Raw genomic sequence first — 18,844 nt, forward strand, 5'->3', positions numbered from 1 at the left:
CAGCCGGTTTTCTGAACTCTCACCGCTCCTCGACAATCCGCAGATACGCCGCTGTCACGAACAGCACGATCAGCCCGAACAATATCCGCCGTGCTCCCTCCGGCATCTGCAGGATGGTCAAGAGCGTCGTCAGCACGGTCAGGATCAGCGCGCCGATGATGGTGCCGGTGTAGCCGCCGCGGCCGCCGAAGATGGAGGTGCCGCCGATCACGGCGGCGGCGACCGAGGGCAGCACCAGCGGTTCGGCGAGCGACAGCGACGGGGCCTTGATCAGGCCGATATAGAGCAGGCCGGTGATGCCGGCGAGAACGCTCGATGTGACGTAGAGCGCCGTGATGACCTGCCAGTACTGGACGCCCGACAGGCGCGTCGCGCGCTCATTGTCGCCGACGGCGTAGAGCAGGCGGCCGAAGCCGGTGCGGGCGAGCGTGAAGACGATGAGCGCCGCCAGCGGCACGAACAAAAGCAGGGCGTTGGGGAAGGCAAAGCCGACTATGGGGGTGACGCCGGTGCCGAGCCAGGCGAGGAAGTCGGGGATCTTGGCGCCCGATGCGATCACCGTGCGCTGGTAGACCTGCAGGCAGCCGGTGCCGATCAGGCTGGTGCCCAGCGTCATGATCAGCGGGTGGACGCGGAAGACGCCGACGCCGATGCCGTTGACGAGGCCGATCAGCACCGCCGGCATCATCGCCAGCAGGAAGGCGATGGCCGGGTCCTGGTTGACGATCTGCGTCGCCATGATGAAGGCGCTCATCGTCGCCACCGTGCCGACCGACAGGTCTATGCCGCCGGTGAGCATGGTCATGGTCTGGCAGCCGGCGAGGATCGCCAGCGGAATGGCGAATTTGATGGTGTTGGCGATCCAGCGCTCGTTGACGATGCCGGGGCGCAGGATCTGCAGGATCACCACCAAGATGACCAGCAGGATGATCAGCGGAACGAGCGGCCGGTCGGCCATGAAGCGTTTTACACGACGGCCGAAAGGGACAGGGGTGATCGCTGATGTGCTCATGGGGTGGCTCGCTGGGTGTTGTGCGAGGATGGCGCTCTACGGCGCCCCCCTCTGGCCTGCCGGCCATCTCCCCCACTAGGGGGGAGATCAGCAGCTTCGGCGCCGGCACTCTTCTTGCGTCTTTGGAGGTTGGCGAAGGCCGCGATGACAGCCAATCTCCCCCCTAGTGGGGGAGATGTCCGGCAGGACGGAGGGGGGCGCCGTAGGGTGCTACTTTCGCTCATTGCCGCCCCCGCATCGTGATGAACGCGCCGAACATCACCACGGCGACCATGATCAGGCCTTCGATGATGGCGGTGACGTTAGGGTCGATGGCGAGCAGCGTGAGATCGGTGCGCACCAGGCGCAGCACGAAGACGGCGACGATGGGCCCAAGCAAGCCGCCCTTGCCGCCGCCGAGCGCGACGCCGCCCAGCACCACGGCGGCGACGCTGGCCAGGAGATAGGGGCCAGGAATAGGGGCGCCGATGCCGGTGCTCATGGTCAGCGCCAGGCCGCCGAAGGCAGCGAACAGGCCCGACAGTGCATAGGCGATGATGCGGGTGCGCTTGACCGGCACTCCTGAGCGGAACGCCGCCAGCTCGCTCGAGCCGATGGCGTAGATGGAGAGGCCGAGGCGCGAGCGCCTGAGCGGTATCCAGATGACGCAGACGCAGACGATCAGCACCAGCAGCACCTTGGGCAGCCAGGCGTCGATGGCGTCGGGCAGGCCGGGTATGGGCACGGTGCCTGATATCAGCGCCTTCAGCCATTCGGCCGCACCGCCGCCCGGTGCGTCGAGCACCAGAAGCGCCGCGCCTTGCAGCACGAACAGCATGGCGAGCGTGACGACGATGTCGGGCACGCGGGTGACGACGATCAACAGGCCGTTGAGCGCGCCGAGGACAAAGCCCATGGCAAGCACGAAGGGCACGACGAACAGTGCATATTCTTCGGAGGCGCCTGCCATCATCGAGGCGGCGGTGACGCTGGTCAGCGCCATCATGGCGGCGACCGACAGGTCGATGCCGCCGGCAATGACGACGACCGTCTGCGCGGCCACCGCAAAGGCGTAGGGCAGCACCGCCCGCGCCAAGGAGCCGAAGTCGCCGCTGTCATAGCCGGGCTGGATGATCCTGGTGGCGATGAACAGCACGATGAGGAGGGCGAACAGGCCGACAACCCAGCCGTGGCGACGCAGGAAATGGCTCATGGCGTGGCTCCCGGCTCGGAAGCATTGGGAGCGGCCAGTATGCCGACATCGGCCTTGGCGCCGCGCGGCAGGCCGTAAGCGGCGCGCATCAGCGCCGGCTCGTCCGCCTCCTCGACCGGGAAGATATCGACCAGGCGGCCGCCGAAGATGACGATGACGCGGTCGCAGACGCGCTGCACCTCTTCCAGCTCCGAGGTGTAGAACAGCACCGACTTGCCGTGGCCGGCAAGCTCGCGCAACAGCTTGTAGATCTCCTGCTTGGTGCCGACATCGATGCCGCGCGTCGGGTCGAAGCACAGAATGGTGCGGGCGTCCGCGGCAATCCAGCGGGCAATCGTCACCTTCTGCTGGTTGCCGCCGGACAGGCGCTGCACCTCGCCTTGCGCGCGGGTGTCGATCTGCAGGCGCTTGATGGCGCCAAGCACCGTATCGCGCTCCTTGCGCATGTTGATCGGCCCCCAATTGCGCAGCGCGGCGCTGAAGGGGAGGGCAATGTTCTCGCGCACCGAGCGCTGCATGGCGAGCGCCTCGGAACGGTCGCCCGGCACATAGGCGATCCCTGCCCGGATGGCGTCGATCGGGTGGGCGAATTTCGCTTGCTGGCCATCGACCTCGATCGTGCCGCCGGAGGGCCGGATCGAGCCGGCAAGGGCGGCGAACAATTCGTCCTGGCCCTGGCCCTCCAGCGCGACGACGCCGGCCACCTCGCCATCCCTTAGATCGAAGGAGACGTCGTTGAGCTTGGTGCCGACGCGCAGGTTTTTCACGGCGATGCGTGGCCGGGCAGGGGCGGGCGCAGCCTTTTCGGCGGCACCGCGGGCGGCGACATGGGTCTTGACGATGCGGGTGCCGAGCATCAGCTCGACTATCTTTTCCTCGACGCCCGGCACGATGTCGACGACGCCGACGGTCTCGCCGTCGCGCAGCACGGTGGCGCGGTCGCAGAGCGCCGAGATTTCGACGAAACGGTGGGAGATGAAGATCACGGCGCGGCCGGCATCGCCCTGGCGGCGCACCACTTCGAGAACCTTTTCGGCCAGGTTGGCCGGCAGTGCCGCCGTCATCTCGTCGAGCAGCAGCACGTCGGGCTCGACGGCCAGCGCGCGGGCCAGATCGAGCACGCGCAGCACGGCCAGCGGAATGTCGCGCGCGGTGTCGCGCAAATCGAGGTCGGCTATGCCGAGTTCACGTACCCAGGCGCGGAACGGCTCCACCGGCGTGCCGGTCAGCCTGAGATTGGACAGAACGTCGAGGTCGGGGATCAGCGACGGTTCCTGGTAGACCGGCAGCAGCCCGGCGCGGCGCGCGGCGGCGGGCGAGCGTATGTCGCGTGCCTCGCCCCGGATCAGGAAGCGCCCGGCATTGGCCTGGATAGCACCGGTCAGGATTTTCACCAGCGTCGACTTGCCGGCGCCATTGGCGCCCATCAGCGCATGCACCTCGCCCGGCAGGACTGAGAGCGACGCGTTGCGCAAGGCAGCGACAGCGCCGTAATTCTTGGCGACGCCGGTGGCGTCGAGGAGGGGGCTGGTGGTCAAATGGTTCGGGTCTCGGTTTGTGCGATCGATAATTAGGAACGTCGGCGCCGCCCCTCACCTGCCTGTCGGCATCCTCTCCCCGTATAGAGACGGGGAGAGGGGGCTAGTCGCCGGCGTTGCGGCCAGCTTCTCTCTCCCCGTTCACGGGGAGAGATGTCCGGCAGGACAGTGAGGGGCAGCGCCGACGGATGGACAGCGAAACCAAGCTTACTCGCCCGGGCCCTTGCAGGCGACGATCTGGTCCTTCGTGTAGGTCGTCCAGTCCGGGATCGAGATCGACACCGGCCATTCGGGGCTGAGCGACGGGTCGGCGGCGGCCTTGAGCTTGGCCTTGCCTTCCTCGGTGGCGTTTTCCCACAGTTGCGGCTGCACCAGCACGGTTTGCTGGGCCGGCTTCTTGCCGTCGAGGATCTGCAGTGCGAGCGTAACGCCAGCGCCGCCGATCGAGCCAGGGTTGGTGACGGCGGCGCCGACCAGGCCCTTGACCGAGCTCAGCTGGCCGACGAAGCCGGCATTGTCGGCGCCGACCACCGGCACCAGCGGCGCCTGCGATTCAACCAGCGCGTCGACGATGACGTTGTCGATGCCCGAGGTCCAGACGCCGTTGAACGGCGTGCCGGTTGCCAGGAACGACAGCATCTGCTGCTTGGCCTGGTCCTGCTGCCAGCCGGTGAAGACTTCCTGCGCCACCTTCACGTTGGGGAATTCGGCCAGCGCCTTCTTGAACCCCTTGTCGCGATCACTATCGGCCGAAGCGCCGGCGGCGCCGCGCATGTAGAACACCTCGCCCTTGCCACCCATCTGCTGGAACAGCCATTTGGCGCCGAGATAGGCATATTCCTCCTGGTTGTTGGAGATGATGTAGGCCGACGGTTCGGTGACCGCCTGGTCGACGGCGACGACGACGATGCCGGCCTTGGTGGCTTCTTCCAGGCCCGCCTTGATGCCGGCCGGATCTGCCGGGTTGACGACGATGGCGTTGACCTTGGCGCTGATCAGGTTGCGGATGTCTTCCAACTGGCCGGCGGCATCGGTGTTGCGGTGGGCGATGTTGAGCTTTGCCACCTCGCCGGAGGCGAGCGCCTGAGCCTTCATGGCGCAGACCATTTCCTCGCGCCAGCCATTGCCCTGCACGGTGTTGGAAATGCCGATCGTGTATTTGCCGGCGGCGGCAGAGACGCCGACCGAGGCCAGCAAGGCAGCGCCCGCGAGCAGCGGGACCATGGTCAGGATTTTCTTCATTTCAGTACTCCTCCACATTGTTTTTCAGTTTCAGTTCCAACCCGTTAGAGCCTGCCGCTGACAGACTGAGTCAGCGGCGGGCCCGAATTCACTTGACCAGGGGACGCAGCACGTCGCGGGCAAGCAGGAAACCACGCTTCACCTGATCGTCGCTGCCTTCAAATCGCCTGTCCTCGTGTTCGATGATGACGGATCCGTCATAGCCGGCGCGGTAGAGGCCGGAGAAGAAGCCGCTCCAGTCGACATCGCCCAGCCCCGGCATGCGCGGCACCTGCCAGCCTATCCCGGCTGACAGAATTCCGCGCTCGTACAAACCATCATGATCAATCATCAGGTCCTTGGCGTGGACGTGCAGCATGTAGGGGCCGAACTCCCTGATGAAGCGGGCCTGGTCGATCATCTGCCAGACCAGGTGCGAGGGGTCGAAATTCATGCCGACATCGGCGCCCCAGGTTTCCAGGATGCGGCGCCAGACAAGCGGCGAATAGGCGATGTTGTGTCCGCCCGGCCATTCGTCATAGCTGAAGATCATCGGGCAGTTCTCGAAGGCGAGCTTGACGCCATGGCCGCGTGCAAAAGCGACGATCTCGGGCCAGACTTTCAGCGCGTCCTGCCAGTTGACGTCGACCGTCTTCGAGGCATCGCCGCCGCAGAAGGTGTTGACCACCGGCACACCCATATTGGCGGCCAGCAAGATCACCTTCTTCAGGTGGCCGATGACCGCCTCGCGATGCGCGGCATCGGGATGCAGCGGGTTGGGATAGTAGCCGAGGCCGGAGACGGAAATGTTCTTTTCCGCCAGCGCGGCGACGATTTGCTTGGCCTGCGCGGGCGAGGTGCCATCCGCATCGATATGGCTGGTGCCGGCATAGCGGCGGGTCGCGCCCGACGTTTTCGGCCAGCAGGCAATTTCCAGCGCCTCGAAGCCGACAGAACTCGCCCAGCCGGCAACTTCGGCAAGCGGCGTCTGCGCAAACGGCGCGGTGAGCAGTCCAAGTTTCATAGTGCCTCCCCTGGCCGTGTCTTCACGGCCGATACCTATAATGCCGATTGTTTGGATCGCTTCAACCTTGCGATCTCATCTTGTTCGAGACTGTGCTGCACGGCCGCCATCGGATCGTCCGAAAGCAGTTCGCCGAGCGCCGAAATGACAGCCGCGCGAAACGTCTGGTTCGCGGCGAGGCCGGGGTCGAAAATCGTGTCGATGGCAAGGATGGCGGAGGCCAGCGCCGGCGCATCGCGGCCGGTCGCGTCGGCGATCCCTGCGACCTTTCCGGCATAGGGATCGGAGACCGACCAGCGCTTGCCGAACCTTGTCGACGCCTGGATGAGGTAGGCCATCCAGGCGGCGACCGGCACCGACAGCAGGCCGATGCTGGCGCCCTGGCTCAGCCGGTCGCGGATCGGGTTGAGCAGGCGCTGGACGATCTTCTGTGAGCCATCGGTGGCGATCTGGTGGTTGCGGTGACGGATCGCCGTGTTCTTCAGCCGTGCGAGGCTTTGCTCGACATAGGCTGATGGCTCCATGCCGGGCACCGGCATCAGCGTCGGCAACGTTTCCTCGACCAGCATGCGCCTGACGAAGACCGACAGCAGCGGGTCGGCTATGGCATCGAACGTGTGTTCAAGCCCGGCCAGCACGCCGAGCGTTGCGAGCGTCGTCTGGGCGCCATTCAGCACCCGCATCTTGAGATATTCGAACGGCGTCACATCGTCGACGAAGGTCGCGCCGGCGAGATCCCAGCGCGGCATGCGGCCGGCGAATTTCTGCTCTATCACCCATTGCCGGAACGGCTCGCCGACGGCAACGGCGGCGTCGCGGTAGCCGAACCATTGCTCGACGCTTTCGAGGTCCGCCTGCGTCACCGCCGGTGCGATGCGGTCGACCATGGCGGAGGGGAAGGCGGCATTGGCCGCGATCCATTCGGCCAGGCCATGGCCGCGCCGTTCGGCGAACGTCCGCACGACATTTTCGAGGATGACGCCGTTGGTCGGGATGTTGTCGCAGGAGAGCAGCGTCAACGGCCGGCCATGCGTGGCGCGGCGCAACTCCAGCGCTCGCGTCAGGATGCCGGGCACGCTGCGCGGCCTTTCGGGATTGGCAAGGTCATGGACGATGTCGGGATGGCTAAGGTCGAGCGCGCCGCTCGACGGGATGTGGCAATAGCCTTTTTCCGTGACCGTCATCGTTACCAGCTCGATGTCCGGCGGGGACAGTACCGCGAGCGCCGGCGCGGCACTGTCCTGGCTGTCGACCACCTTGACGATGCTGCCGATGACGCGCGCTTCGATGTGGCTGTTCTCGCGGATCAGCCTCGTATAGAGCCCGCTCTGCCGGCCGAGCGTATCGGCCAGAGTCGGCGGGCGGATGTTGATGCCGACGATGCCCCAACGATCGAACCGCAGCGATAAGAGATCATCGGTGTATTCGGCCTGGTGGCAGCGATGGAAGGCGCCGACGCCGAGATGCGCCATGCCGGGCGCAAGGGTCGCCCGGTCGTAGGATGGTGTCTGGACAGAGGCGGGAAGCCTCTCCAGCAGATCACGGCTAAGGGTCTCGGCGGCATTCACCGGTTCGCACCGATCACAGACTGTTCCTGGTCGATGACGGCGCCGGTCATCGGCCCGGCGGCGTCGGACAGCAGGAAGACGGCAAGGTTGGCGATGTCGTGTGGCGCCAGCAGCCTGCCGAAAGGCTGGGCGGCGTTGGCGGCGTCGAGCCAGCCCGGGCCGTGGCCGAGCGTCTCAGCTTGCATCAGGCGCTCGGCCGGCGTGTCGGTCCAGCCGACATTGATGCCGTTGATGCGGATGCGGTCGAAGCGGTGGGCGTTGGCGGCGTTCTTGGTCAGCGTCGACAGCGCGCCCTTGGTGGCGGAATAGACGGCAAGCTCGGGCGAGCCGCAATGCGCGTTGATCGACAGGATGTTGACGATGGCTCCGGGCGCCTTGCGCTTCCGCATGTCGGCAATCGCCGCCTGCATCAGGAAGAATGGCGCGCGCGCATTGACCGCGAACAGCGACGCCCAGTCTTCGGGGCTGGCGTCGATGAAGGAGGCGCGGTCGGTCAGGCCGGCGGCGTTGACCAAGCCATCGATGCGGCCGAAGCGCTCGATGCAGGCCTGAGCCAACAGGGCAGGCGTGGCTTCATCAGCGAGGTCGGCGGCGACGAAGAGCGTTGGCGTGCCCAGCGCCGACAGCTCCGCCGCCACGGCGTCGCCGCGCGCCTTGTCGCGACCGGTAATCACCAATCCCTCGACACCGGAACGCGCCAGCGTCTCGGCAATGGCGCGGCCGATGCCTTGCGTCGCGCCGGTGACCAGCACGACCTTGCCGTTGAGATGAAGCTCCATTCCTCCTCCCGGAACAAAGTTTCTATTTTTTAAAATATGGAACGATAATTCCCGATAGTCAATTGTGCCAGCAACACCTCATGTGCCGCGCTTTGCCGCGACGCCTTGGACCAGCGCCATGCCGACAGCCAGAGACGCCGCCAGCGAGCGGAAGCCGGCGAAGTCTGATTCCACCACCTCCAGCCAGCTGTCCGACAATCGGATGAGCGGGCTGAAAGTGCTGTCGGTGATGGTGACGATGCGGGCCTTGCGCTCATGCGCCACCGCGACGAGGTCGGGCGTGATCGAATTGTAGGGGCTGAAGGAGACCGCCAGAACGGCGTCGCTGCCGCCGATGCAGCCGACCTGGTCGAGCGCCGACGAGCCGACATTGTCGACCAGCACGTTGCGCACGCCTTGCTGCGACAAGGTCAGCGACAGATAGGCGGTGACCGGGAAGGCGCGCTTGGAGCCGATGACGTAGATCAGGTCGGCGGCGGCCAGCGTGGCCACCATCTTCTCGAAGCTTTCGACGTCGAAGCCGGCCTCGATGCGGCCAAGCGAGGCCTGCGAAGCGCCGACCATGCCGTGCAGGAAGTGCGTGGCGGCGTTGGGTTCGGCGTCGGCTCGCGGCTCGCCGCGTCCTTCCGGCCACGAACCCTTGACGTGCTCCTTGAACAGGCCCTGGAAATCGGAAAAGCCGGAATAGCCGAAGATCTGGGCGAAGCGCACCAGGGTCGAAGGCTGTACGCCCGCCTGCGCCGCCACCTGCGCGATGGTGCCGAGCGCGACGTCGCTTGGATGCTGCCACAGGAAGATCGCCACCTGGCGCAGGCGCTTGGGGAAATGCACCGTACCGGAGGACAGCACCGCGCGCAGTTCCTCATAGGTCTGCGGCTGGATATAGCCCAACGCGGCAAGAGAGCGCCCGCGCTTGCGCGTCGCCGCCTCGTCGGCACTGGATCGTCCGGATGACTTTTTCGCCCCGCTCATGATTTCAGGCTAGCGTGGCACGATTGTATTACAATAAGAAAATTGGAAATCCTGTTCGAAAGTGGTAGCCGAGCTTGAGGCGTGGCGCGTCGCCAACGATCTGCCCGGAGGAGAAAACATGGTCTACGCAACATCGGATGGGTCGGCGGGCAAGCGGCTGAGGGTCGGCATGGTCGGCGGCGGCCGCAACGCCTTCATCGGCGCGGTGCATCGGCTGGCCATGCGCCTCGACGACCAGATCGTGCTGGTTGCCGGCGCGCTGTCGTCCGACCCGGAGAACGCCGCCGCCTCGGCCGCCGAGATCGGCATCGCGCCGGAGCGCAGCTATGCCGATTACCACGCCATGGCAACGGCCGAAGGCGGGCGGCCTGATGGCATCGAGGCGGTCGTCATCGTCACGCCCAATCATCTGCACGCGCCGATCGCCACCGCCTTCCTCGAGGCCGGCATCGACGTCATCTGCGACAAGCCGCTGTCGACGACGCTCAGCGACGCCGAGGCGCTGGTGGCGCTGGCACGGGCGAAAAAGCGCCGCTTCGTCGTCACCCTCAACAACACCGGCTACGCCATGGTCCGCCAAGCGCGCGAGATGGTGATGGCTGGCGAGCTTGGCCGCATCGTTTCGGTGCATGGCGCCTATATCCAGGACTGGCTGACCAGGCCAATCGACGCCGACGGCCAGAAGCAGGCGGAATGGCGCACCGATCCATCGCGGGCAGGGCAGTCGGCGGTGCTGGCCGATATCGGCGTGCATGCCTTCAACCTGGCAAGCTATATTTCGGGCTGCGAGGCCGAGGCGGTCGCGGCGGATCTGTTCACCGCCGTACCGGGACGCCGGCTCGACGACAATGCGCATGTGATGGTGCGCTGGACCGGCGGCGCGCGCGGCACGATCCTGGCCAGCCAGACCTCGCCCGGCCACTACAATGATCTTTCCGTGCGCATCTATGGCGACAAAGCCGGCCTCGAATGGTCGGGCGGCCGGCCGGAAGAACTGCGATTTTCCATCTATGGCGAGGAAACCCGCACGCTGGTGCGCGGCGGCCATGGCTCGACCGCCGAGAGCCAGCGCGTGTCACGCATGCCGGCGGCGCATCCCGAGGGCTATATCGAAGCCTTCGCCAATTTCTACCGCGACGCCGCCGACATCATCCGTGCGCATCGCTCGGGTGGAGTGGTGGATGCGGCACGCGCGGCGCAAGTGCCGGACGTGGTCGACGGCGCGCGCGGCGTGAAATTCGTTGCCGCTGCCGTCGAGTCGAACGCGGCGGGCGGGGCGTGGACGGCGGCGCGGTTTGTGGGATGATAGGTGATCTCCCCCACGAGCGGGGAGATCGGCAGCTTTAGCCGCCGGCAATCATCCAGCCGCCAATTGCTTAGCCAAGTCGGCCAGCATCGGCCGTTGCCCGACAAGAATCTTGACCTCGGCCTCGGGCAAGGTGAACCAGCCGGCTCTGTCGACCTCCGGAAATTCTTTCATCGACCGGGAGCGCGGCGGCCATTCCATGGTGAAGCTGTTGCTCTTGATGGTGGCGACATCGATCCCAGCTCTCGCTTCGACGGACCAGGCGATGACGATCTTGCCGCCCGGCTGCTTGTAGTCGCCGAGGCGCGCGAAGGGACCTTCGACGGTGATGCCGAGCTCTTCCCCGGTCTCGCGTCGTGCGGCCGCCAGTTCGTCCTCATTCTCCTCGACGAGGCCTTTCGGGATCGACCAGGCGCCATCGTCCTTCTTCGCCCAGAACGGGCCGCCGGGATGAACCAGAAGCACCCGGATAGTCCCGTTGCTTCGACGATAAATCAGCAGGCCCGCACTGCGTTTTGCCATCTTTTGCATGTCCGTTTGCGGCGCTGGTGCGAAGTCGGCCGATTCCGTGTGGATCATGGGTGCCGATCTTGTATCGGGAAATTGCGACGCTATGTCAGATTCATCTGCATTGCACCTCACCCGAGAGTTCGGCAATCTGATAGCATCGTTTCTGGGGCGGCGTCGAAAATCAGGTGAGGCGTCCGGCATGCAACTGGGTCTGATCGGTTACTACAGCGACTTCGTGGTCTATCCGCTGGTGATCGCCCTGTTGGGGGTGGCCGGGCTTATCGAGGCTGGAGAAGAGGGCGCGCCGGACTGGATCGGCATGGCGCTGGTCTGTCTCGGCCTGTGGACTTTGATCGAATACGTCCTGCACCGCTTCGTCCTGCATCACGTGCCCTGGGTCAGGGATCTGCATGACCGCCACCATGTCGAGGAGCGCAGCCCGGTGGGCACGCCGACCTGGCTCAGTCTCGGCGTGCATGCCGCGATCGCGCTGTCCGTCTGGCTGATCACGGATTTCGCCACGGCGAGCGCGGTCGGCTGCGGGCTGATGCTGGGCTATCTCTGGTACATCAGCGTCCACCACATGATCCATCACTGGCATCCCGGCCATCCCAGCTATCTCTACACGCTCAAGCGCCGCCACGCGGTGCATCACCATGTCGACGACAATGCCAATTTCGGCGTGACGTCGATGTTCTGGGACCGGGTTTTCGGCACGGCGCGGCTTTGAACCCTTCGGGCGCCGCATACGCTTTGCCGGTGGAGGGACGTCCCTCGCTGCCATGGGCGCTCGGATCTCATTTGCAGAGAGTGCAGGTATGATGCATGGTTGGGATGTACAGCCGCTTTGGCGTGGGGGATTTGCCGTGAAGAAGACCTATCGGAAGCCGGTGCTGGTGAAGCGCGAACTGCTGTCCGCCGTGACCGCGGCGCCTGCTGCTTCCGGGCGTTGATCCGGAAGGGCGAGGGCGTCGAAGCCCGCGCGCTCACAATTCCTTCTCCGCCAATTCCCTGAATTCGTCGGGCACCGAGCGGGCCGCCTCCAGCGCCACGGTGCCGTAGCCGACGGCCTGCTTGCCGAAGCGCTCGCGGATCTTGTCGATGGCGCGGTCGGCGCCGAAGCGGGCGAGGCCTTTCTGGCTGCCGGGTCGACGCTCTTCGTCGGCGAGACCGAGTGGCAGGTCGAGCTGCAGTTCCGTGCTTTCCCAGAGGTGCGAGACTGAAATCGCCAGCAGCGAGATGGTTTTCTCCCGGGGATGGTCGGCGAGCACGCCGCGCACCAGGTCGCCGGCGACCTCGGCCAGCATGGTGGTCGCCGAGATCGGCTGGTCGAGCGTGATCGAGCGCGTGACGGCGCTGAGATCGGCAAAGCGTACCCGCACCGTCACCGTGCGGCCGGGCCGCGCCTTGGCGCGCAGCCGGCTGGCGACACGGTCGGCCAGATGGAGCAAGGTGGGTACGATGACATCAGCCACGGCAGGCTTGCGGCCAAGCGCCGACTGGGCGCCGGCCGAATGCGCGCGGCGCCTGGTTTCCAGTTTCCTCGGGTCGCGGTTCCACGACAGGGCAGCGAGCTTTTCGCTGGCGGCAGGCCCGAGCAGCCGGGTCAGCGCGCCGCTATGCGTCCTGGCCAGCTGGCCGATGGTCTCGACGCCGATCTCGGCCAGCCGCGCTTTGGTCGCCGGGCCGACGCCCCACATCAGCCCGACCGGCAAATCGTGCAGGAAGGCCAGTTCGGTGCCGGGCTCGACCACCACCAGCCCGTCCGGCTTGGCGACCTGCGAGGCGATCTTGGCCAGGTGCTTGGTGCGGGCGACGCCGATCGAAATCGGCAGGCCGAGTTCGGCCCGCACGCGACGGCGGATCGTGGTGGCAATGTCCCGAGGCGAGCCGAAGAGATGCGTGCAGCCGGCGACATCGGCAAAGGCCTCGTCGATGGAAATGCGCTCCACCACCGGGGTGAAATCGTCGAGCACCTTGATCGCGGCGTCGCCCAGCCGCTGATAGTGGCTGAAATTGCCGCCGACGAAGATCAACCGCGGGCAAAGCTCGCGCGCCTTGCGCCCGGGCATGCCGCCGCGCACGCCGAAGGCGCGGGCTTCGTAGGACGCGGCCAGCACCACGCCGCCGCCGACCGCGATCGGCTTGCCGCGCAGCGACGGGTCGAGCAACTGCTCGACCGAGGCATAGAAGGCATCGAGATCGGCATGCAGGATGGTGGCTGTCGTTTCCATCCCGACCGCTCATCCGCAGTTGCTGATAGATACGAACAGATAGAGAACAAATGGGGATCAATGTCAAGCGGGGGACGGTCGTGTGAGACAATCGCGGTTTGAGTGCGTCGCTCCATATCCACCGCCAGCGCTGCCCCTCACCTGCCTGCCGGCATCCTCTCCCCGTAAACGGGGCGAGGGCCGCCCTCATCGATGATTTCGCCAATCACCAACGCTGCGAAGATGGCGTCGGCGTTGCGGCCAGCTTCTTTCGCCCCGTTTACGGGGAGAAATGCCCGGCAGGGCAATGAGGGGCGGCGCCAACGTTGCAGGACGAGGCGGTACCGCATCGGCCGAACCTCAAAGCCACCGCCTATCCAACATGCTCGGCCCGCAGTGCCGCCTTGATCCGGTCCAGCGCCGGCTCGCCGCCGGCGGCCAGTCCTTCGGCGATGCGGGCGAGATGATCGTCCGCCTGGCGGTGCTTGCTGCCCCAGGCGCCAAGCGTCGCCAGCACCGGCAACAGGTCGATGCCTGCCTCGGTCAGCCGGTAGATCGCCTTCAGCCCATGGCTCGGGTCGTCGCTGCGGGTGAGGATGCCTTCGTCCTGCAGCGTCTGCAGCCGCTCGGCAAGGGTGCGCGAGGAGATGCCTTCGTCGGACTGCAGGAATTCGCGAAAATGCCTTTTCCCGGCGAAGGCCAGGTCGCGGATGATGAGCAGCGTCCAGCGGTCGCCGAGCAGTTCCAGCGACAGGTTGATCGGGCAGCCGGATTTTTCGCGGGTCGACATTGCTATGGTTCCATTTTTAAATCACTTTACTATTGACACCATTTCTTTCTGGCGTCAATGGTTCCGAAAGTAACTCAATTCTTCCGAGCCTGGACAGGGAGACGACGATGAAAAAGCTCATCCTGCAGATGCAGATATCGGTGGACGGTTTTGTCGGCGCCAGCGCCGATCTGCCGTGGCAGCTGTGGGAATGGGGCGACGACATCGGCTGGGACGAGGAACTGAAGCGCGATTTCAACGCCGTCTTTTCCGGCATCGACACCATCCTGCTCAGCCGCAAGATGGCGGAGGAGGGCTATCTCGGCCATTGGGGCCGTGCGGCGAAGAGGTTTCCGCGCGATCCGTTCTATGCCTTCGCCCAGCGCATCGTCGAGGCAAGCAAAGTGGTGGCGAGTGACAGGCTCGCAGCCTCGCGGTGGGAGCGGACGACCGTGGTGAGCGGCGACCTGCCGCGCGAGGTCAACGCGCTGAAGACGGGAGAGGGCGGCGACATCGCCATCTTCGGCGGCGCCGGCTTCGCCTCCGCGCTGATCGCCGCCGGGCTGGTCGACGAGTTCCAACTGTTCATCAATCCGGCCGTGCTTGGCGCCGGGCGCCGCACCTTCGACCAGGGCGGCTTTGCCGCGTTGCGGGTGCTCGGCTCGAAGGCCTATGCCTGCGGCATGGTGGTCAACCGTTACGCCCCGGCCGGGTGATCGGGGTACGGCCAAAGGTCGCTGTCAAAAAACCGTTGGGACAGAATCCTTTGCCCTCGTCTGTTCGTCTTCAAGGTGCGGTCGCCAATGTGGCGGCGAAAAAAGCGGGCGGCGCGACGTATCCTTTTCATCAGCCCGTTCGTCTCTGCTTCTCGAAAGGTCGCGAGGACCGCGATCCACAACTCCGGAGACCATCATGGCGAGCATCGAGAGCGAAGCGAACAGGAACCATTACGCGGCGATCGTCGCCAATGCCGGCAAGTTCACCAGCCCGCGGGCGATGAACGATTTCAACGACACCAGCTGGACGGCGCTGACCGGCGAACCCGGCGGCGTCGATTATATCGAGGTGGATGCGGGCGGCGTGCCGGCGCTGTGGATCGTGCCGAAGGACGCCGACGAGCGGCGCGTGCTGTTCTACGCCCATGGCGGCGGCTTTCTCGGCGGCTCGATCTATACGCACCGCAAGCTGGTCGGCCATCTGGCCAAGGCCGTCGGCTGCCGGGCCCTGTCCTACGACTATCCGCTGGCGCACCAGGCCAAGCATCCGGCCCAGCTCGAGGCGGCGATGGCGGCCTGGAACTGGCTGATCGACCAGGGTTTCGACACCAAGCACATCGCGATTGCCGGCGATTCCTGCGGCGCGGTGCTGACCTATGGCGTGCTGCAGCGGCTGCGCGCGCAAAAGCGGCCGCTGCCGGCCGCCACGCTGATCATCTCCGGCTGGTTCGACATGGCGCTGACCGGCGCCAGCTACGAGACCAACCGCGAGAAGGACCCGGCCTTCGCCAGGGAGTCCGTCGACTGGCTGGTGACCAACTTCATCGGCGAGCGCGACCGGCTCGATCCGGAGGTCAGCGCGCTCTATGCCGATCTTTCCGGCTTTCCGCCTGTTTTCCTGCAGGCCGGCGCCGACGAGACGCTGGTCGACGAAAGCCGCATGTTCGCCGAGCGCGCTGGCCAAGCCGGCGTCGAGACGCGCCTCGACGTCTTCGACGGCATGCTGCACTCGTTCCAGATGATGGCCGGCAGGGCGCCGGAAGCCGACGACGCGGTTCGCCGCTTCGCCGCCTGGGTGCGGCCGAAGCTTGGCTTGCCGGACGCCGGCGACCATGTTGCGGACAACAAGGCGGCGTGAGCATGGAGCGGCTAATCGGGTCGAGTTTCGCGCTTGTGGCCACGTCGCGCTTGCGCAATGCTGCGGCGAGGCTGAGCGACGTGCCGCGATGAACCAGCAGATCCGCAAATCCCCCGATCCGAGGCAAGGCATCGAGCAGCGCCTCGACCCGGAAGGCCTGTTCGACATCCGCTACCGGGCATTCCTGGAGACGGTCTCGCACATGCGCATCCGCCTCCACCGCTATTGCGCGCGCATGACCGGCTCGGCTCTCGACGGCGAGGACATCATGCAGGAGGCGCTGTTCGAGGCCTATCGCAAGATCGGGCTGCTCGACGATGCGCAGGCGTTGCGGCCGTGGCTGTTCCGCATCGCCCATAACAGGTGCATCGACTTCATCCGCAACCGCCGCACACGGCTGAAAGCCGAGGCCGGCTATGCCGGCGACGACATCGTGCTGCCGGTGGAGCCCGCTGGCCCGGGTGCTGGCCGCGCCATCGAGCGGCTGGTGGTGCACCTGCCGCCGAAGGAGCGTGCCTGCGTGCTGCTGAAGGATGTCTTCGACCATTCGCTGGACGAGATCGCCGAGCTGGTCGGCTCGACATCGGGCGGCGTCAAGTCGGCGCTCAATCGCGGCCGCGCCAAGCTCGCCGCTCTGCCGGCGCAACCGGTCGCAGTGCCCGTGCATGACCTGGGACTCGAGCGGCTGCTCGGCCGCTATGTCGAACTCTTCAATGCCAGGGACTGGGACGGTGTGCGGGCGCTGACCAGCGCCGATGCGCGGCTCAGGGTTTCGGACTGCTACAATGGCCTGCTCTCCCGCTCGCCCTATTTCGTCGAATATGAGCGCGGCGAGCCCTGGCGCATGCGGCCTGACGTGGTCGAAGGGGAGGCCGTGCTGGTCGTCGACAGGCTGCGCGGCGAGGACTGGCAGCCGGCCTATCTGGTGCGCATTCAAGCGACCGGCGGGGTCATCGACCGCATCGCCGACTATTATGCCTGTCCTTGGATCCTGGAGATGGTCTTCGCCGACGAAAGATGGGGGCGCCACGCTTTCCCCCTCTTCCTCAACAACGGGAGACCGGAAAACGCTCACTTGGCATCGTGAAAAATGATGCCGACGGTGTGACGCATGCCCGAGCGCAGGCGGCTGACGCCGTGGCGCAGATTGACGCGATAGTTGCCTTTCGTTCCCTGGACCGGCCGGTTGTGGACGGCGAAGGCCACCGCATCGCCCTGGCGCAGCGGCACGACTTCGACCCGGCTCTGCATGCGCGGCCGCTGCTCGGTCAGCGCGAATTCGCCGCCGGTGAAATCCTCGCCCGGCTCGGACAGCAGGACGGCGACCTGCAGCGGGAAGGCGAGGTCGCCATAGAGGTCCTGGTGCAGGCAGTTGAAGTCGCCGGGCACATATTGCAGCAGAAGCGGCGTTGGCCTGACCTGGCCGGCGGCATGGCATTGTTCGAGGAATTCGGCATGCGTCGCGGGGTAGCGCAGGGCGATGCCCATGCGCTCGTTCCAGCGGTTGGCGAGCCCGGCCAGGTTGGGATAGAGCGCGCTGCGCAGACCGCCGATGAGATCGGGCAAGGGATAGCGGAAATAGCGGTATTCGCCCTTGCCGAAACCATGCCTGGCCATGTGGATGTGACTGCGAAAATGGCTTTCCTGGGGGTAGAGGCCGGCGATCTGCCGGCACTCCTGCGGCGACAGCAGCTTTTCCATCACCGCGCAGCCGAAGCCGTCGAGCTCGGCGGCCAATGCCGGCCAGTCGTAGGCGGCGATGCGTATCTCGGCGGCCTCCACCGCCGATGCGGCAACCCTGGCGTGGGCGTTCATATCAGTGCCTCCCGGTCGAGCAAGACGCGCTTGCGTTCGATACCCCAGCGATAGCCCGACGGCGTACCGTCGGCGCGGACAACGCGGTGGCAGGGAATGCCGAGCGCGATCGCGTTGGCGGCGCAGGCCGTCGCCACGGCTCGGGCGCCATTCGGCTGGCCGAGACGCCGGGCAAGCGCGGTGTAGGTGAGGGTGGCGCCGCAAGGGATGGTGCGCAGCACGTCCCACACACGCTTCTGGAACGGCGTGCCGTTGCGCATGTCGAGCGGCAGGTCGAGACCGATGCCGGGCGTCTCGACGAAGCGCGCGATCGCGGCGAGATCATCGCGCAAGGAGGCCTCGTCTTCGACCAGCATGTTGTCGGGAAAACGGCCGGCGAGGTCTTGCTCCAAGGCTTCGGCGTCGGAGCCGATCAGGATGGCGCAGACGCCGATTTCGCTACGCGCCGCCAGGATGGTGCCGATGGCGGATTCGCCGATGGCATAGACGATGGTGTCGAGAGCGTTGTGCGCCGTCGATACGGTCATTTGAGCTTGCATGAGGTTCATTTGCCTTCACTCCTTTGTCTGTGCCTGAACCCTAGCCATGTGCCGGTTGGCGCTCACTCCGATGCTTGCTTTCAAATTCAAACTCGCAAGTCGGGAGCATCCACTTCATCGCCGAGTTCTGTGGCGCCCCCTCTGTCCTGCCGGACATCTCCCACGAGGGGGAAGATTGGCAGCTTTGGCGCCCCGTTCTTTCCTGCAACGTCGAAGATTGGCGAAAGCTGTGATGACAGCCAATCTCCCCCCAAGTGGGGGAGATGTCCGGCAGGACAGAGGGGGGCGCCGTAGAGCGTTGAGTGTACCTATGCGACACGCGTGATGGACATCTCGCCCAGCACGAACACTTCGCCTGACAACAGCCGCAGCTCGATCTCACCCGTCCCGGTGCGGCTCCATTCGGCGTTGCCGGCGTCGACCAGTTCGCCGATGGCGGCCAACACCAGCGATCTGGCGTCCGCCCGGTCGACGGCGACACCGTTGGCGATCTCGATGTTGGCACCGGCGGCGGAAGACCTGGCCATCGCTC

At 65.8% G+C, this 18,844-nt stretch carries 19 protein-coding genes; 5 read left to right on the forward strand and 14 right to left on the reverse strand.

Annotated features, from left to right (window positions below):
• Nucleotides 1–19 precede the first annotated feature (19 nt).
• From EB233_RS14405 to EB233_RS14440, 8 genes are all read right to left on the reverse strand, one after another.
• Nucleotides 20–1,012, reverse strand: coding sequence for an ABC transporter permease (locus tag EB233_RS14405; RefSeq protein ID WP_064989314.1), 993 nt, complete (start codon nt 1,010–1,012; stop codon nt 20–22).
• A 220-nt stretch (nt 1,013–1,232) separates the two neighbouring features.
• On the reverse strand, nt 1,233–2,204 hold the full coding sequence (locus tag EB233_RS14410) for an ABC transporter permease (RefSeq protein WP_064989313.1): 972 nt from the start codon (nt 2,202–2,204) through the stop codon (nt 1,233–1,235).
• Nucleotides 2,201–3,742 carry a sugar ABC transporter ATP-binding protein gene (locus EB233_RS14415; RefSeq protein ID WP_064989312.1) on the reverse strand — a complete coding sequence of 514 codons (1,542 nt, stop codon included), beginning with the start codon at nt 3,740–3,742 and terminating at the stop codon, nt 2,201–2,203. The genes EB233_RS14410 and EB233_RS14415 overlap by 4 nt, the downstream gene beginning before the upstream one ends.
• Nucleotides 3,743–3,949: 207 nt before the next feature.
• On the reverse strand, nt 3,950–4,984 hold the full coding sequence (locus tag EB233_RS14420) for an ABC transporter substrate-binding protein (RefSeq protein WP_064989311.1): 1,035 nt from the start codon (nt 4,982–4,984) through the stop codon (nt 3,950–3,952).
• An 88-nt stretch (nt 4,985–5,072) separates the two neighbouring features.
• Nucleotides 5,073–5,987, reverse strand: a complete 915-nt coding sequence (locus tag EB233_RS14425; RefSeq protein ID WP_064989310.1) for a sugar phosphate isomerase/epimerase family protein — start codon at nt 5,985–5,987, stop codon at nt 5,073–5,075.
• Between the two features lie 35 nt (nt 5,988–6,022).
• A complete protein-coding gene (locus EB233_RS14430) occupies nt 6,023–7,555 on the reverse strand; it encodes a mannitol dehydrogenase family protein (protein ID WP_064989309.1) in 1,533 nt (510 codons plus the stop codon).
• Complete coding sequence (locus EB233_RS14435) at nt 7,552–8,334, reverse strand: SDR family oxidoreductase (RefSeq protein WP_064989308.1); 783 nt, start codon at nt 8,332–8,334, stop codon at nt 7,552–7,554. Before EB233_RS14435 ends, EB233_RS14430 begins: the two co-directional genes overlap by 4 nt.
• A 78-nt stretch (nt 8,335–8,412) precedes the next feature.
• On the reverse strand, nt 8,413–9,306 hold the full coding sequence (locus tag EB233_RS14440) for a MurR/RpiR family transcriptional regulator (RefSeq protein WP_027052420.1): 894 nt from the start codon (nt 9,304–9,306) through the stop codon (nt 8,413–8,415).
• A gap of 118 nt (nt 9,307–9,424) precedes the next feature.
• Between EB233_RS14440 and EB233_RS14445 the strand changes: the two genes are divergently transcribed.
• The gene (locus tag EB233_RS14445) at nt 9,425–10,612 is read left to right on the forward strand and encodes a Gfo/Idh/MocA family protein (protein ID WP_064989394.1); all 1,188 of its coding nucleotides are present in this window, start codon (nt 9,425–9,427) and stop codon (nt 10,610–10,612) included.
• Between the two features lie 51 nt (nt 10,613–10,663).
• Here EB233_RS14445 and EB233_RS14450 read toward each other — a convergent pair whose 3' ends face one another.
• Nucleotides 10,664–11,134, reverse strand: a complete 471-nt coding sequence (locus tag EB233_RS14450) for an NUDIX hydrolase (protein ID WP_064989393.1) — start codon at nt 11,132–11,134, stop codon at nt 10,664–10,666.
• A gap of 187 nt (nt 11,135–11,321) precedes the next feature.
• On the opposite strand from EB233_RS14450, the gene EB233_RS14455 reads away from it, so the two are divergent.
• The gene (locus EB233_RS14455) at nt 11,322–11,852 is read left to right on the forward strand and encodes a sterol desaturase family protein (protein ID WP_064989307.1); all 531 of its coding nucleotides are present in this window, start codon (nt 11,322–11,324) and stop codon (nt 11,850–11,852) included.
• Nucleotides 11,853–12,108: 256 nt separating this feature from the next.
• Here EB233_RS14455 and dinB read toward each other — a convergent pair whose 3' ends face one another.
• Entirely contained in the window at nt 12,109–13,356 is a 1,248-nt protein-coding gene (gene dinB / locus EB233_RS14460) for a DNA polymerase IV (protein ID WP_064989306.1), read from the reverse strand.
• A 352-nt stretch (nt 13,357–13,708) separates the two neighbouring features.
• On the reverse strand, nt 13,709–14,125 hold the full coding sequence (locus EB233_RS14465; protein WP_064989305.1) for a winged helix-turn-helix transcriptional regulator: 417 nt from the start codon (nt 14,123–14,125) through the stop codon (nt 13,709–13,711).
• 107 nt (nt 14,126–14,232) lie between these two features.
• Between EB233_RS14465 and EB233_RS14470 the strand changes: the two genes are divergently transcribed.
• From EB233_RS14470 to EB233_RS14480, 3 genes are all read left to right on the forward strand, one after another.
• Nucleotides 14,233–14,820, forward strand: a complete 588-nt coding sequence (locus tag EB233_RS14470) for a dihydrofolate reductase family protein (RefSeq protein ID WP_064989304.1) — start codon at nt 14,233–14,235, stop codon at nt 14,818–14,820.
• A 196-nt stretch (nt 14,821–15,016) separates the two neighbouring features.
• Nucleotides 15,017–15,958 (forward strand): alpha/beta hydrolase, encoded by a 942-nt coding sequence (locus EB233_RS14475; RefSeq protein ID WP_064989302.1) that lies wholly within the window; start codon nt 15,017–15,019, stop codon nt 15,956–15,958.
• 88 nt (nt 15,959–16,046) lie between these two features.
• Nucleotides 16,047–17,045: a sigma-70 family RNA polymerase sigma factor gene (locus EB233_RS14480; protein WP_064989301.1), complete on the forward strand. Its 999-nt coding sequence runs from the start codon at nt 16,047–16,049 to the stop codon at nt 17,043–17,045.
• Here the strand turns inward: EB233_RS14480 and EB233_RS14485 are convergent.
• The 3 genes from EB233_RS14485 to EB233_RS14495 form a co-directional block, all read right to left on the reverse strand.
• Nucleotides 17,030–17,773 (reverse strand): 2OG-Fe(II) oxygenase, encoded by a 744-nt coding sequence (locus EB233_RS14485; RefSeq protein WP_064989300.1) that lies wholly within the window; start codon nt 17,771–17,773, stop codon nt 17,030–17,032. The two genes, EB233_RS14480 and EB233_RS14485, sit on opposite strands and share 16 nt — an antisense overlap.
• On the reverse strand, nt 17,770–18,321 hold the full coding sequence (locus tag EB233_RS14490; protein WP_064989299.1) for a methylated-DNA--[protein]-cysteine S-methyltransferase: 552 nt from the start codon (nt 18,319–18,321) through the stop codon (nt 17,770–17,772). Before EB233_RS14490 ends, EB233_RS14485 begins: the two co-directional genes overlap by 4 nt.
• Before the next feature lie 299 nt (nt 18,322–18,620).
• Entirely contained in the window at nt 18,621–18,839 is a 219-nt protein-coding gene (locus EB233_RS14495) for a hypothetical protein (protein ID WP_244277660.1), read from the reverse strand.
• Nucleotides 18,840–18,844: the final 5 nt, after the last annotated feature.

The organism is Mesorhizobium erdmanii (genome assembly GCF_013170725.1).
GTDB classification, from domain to species: domain Bacteria; phylum Pseudomonadota; class Alphaproteobacteria; order Rhizobiales; family Rhizobiaceae; genus Mesorhizobium; species Mesorhizobium erdmanii.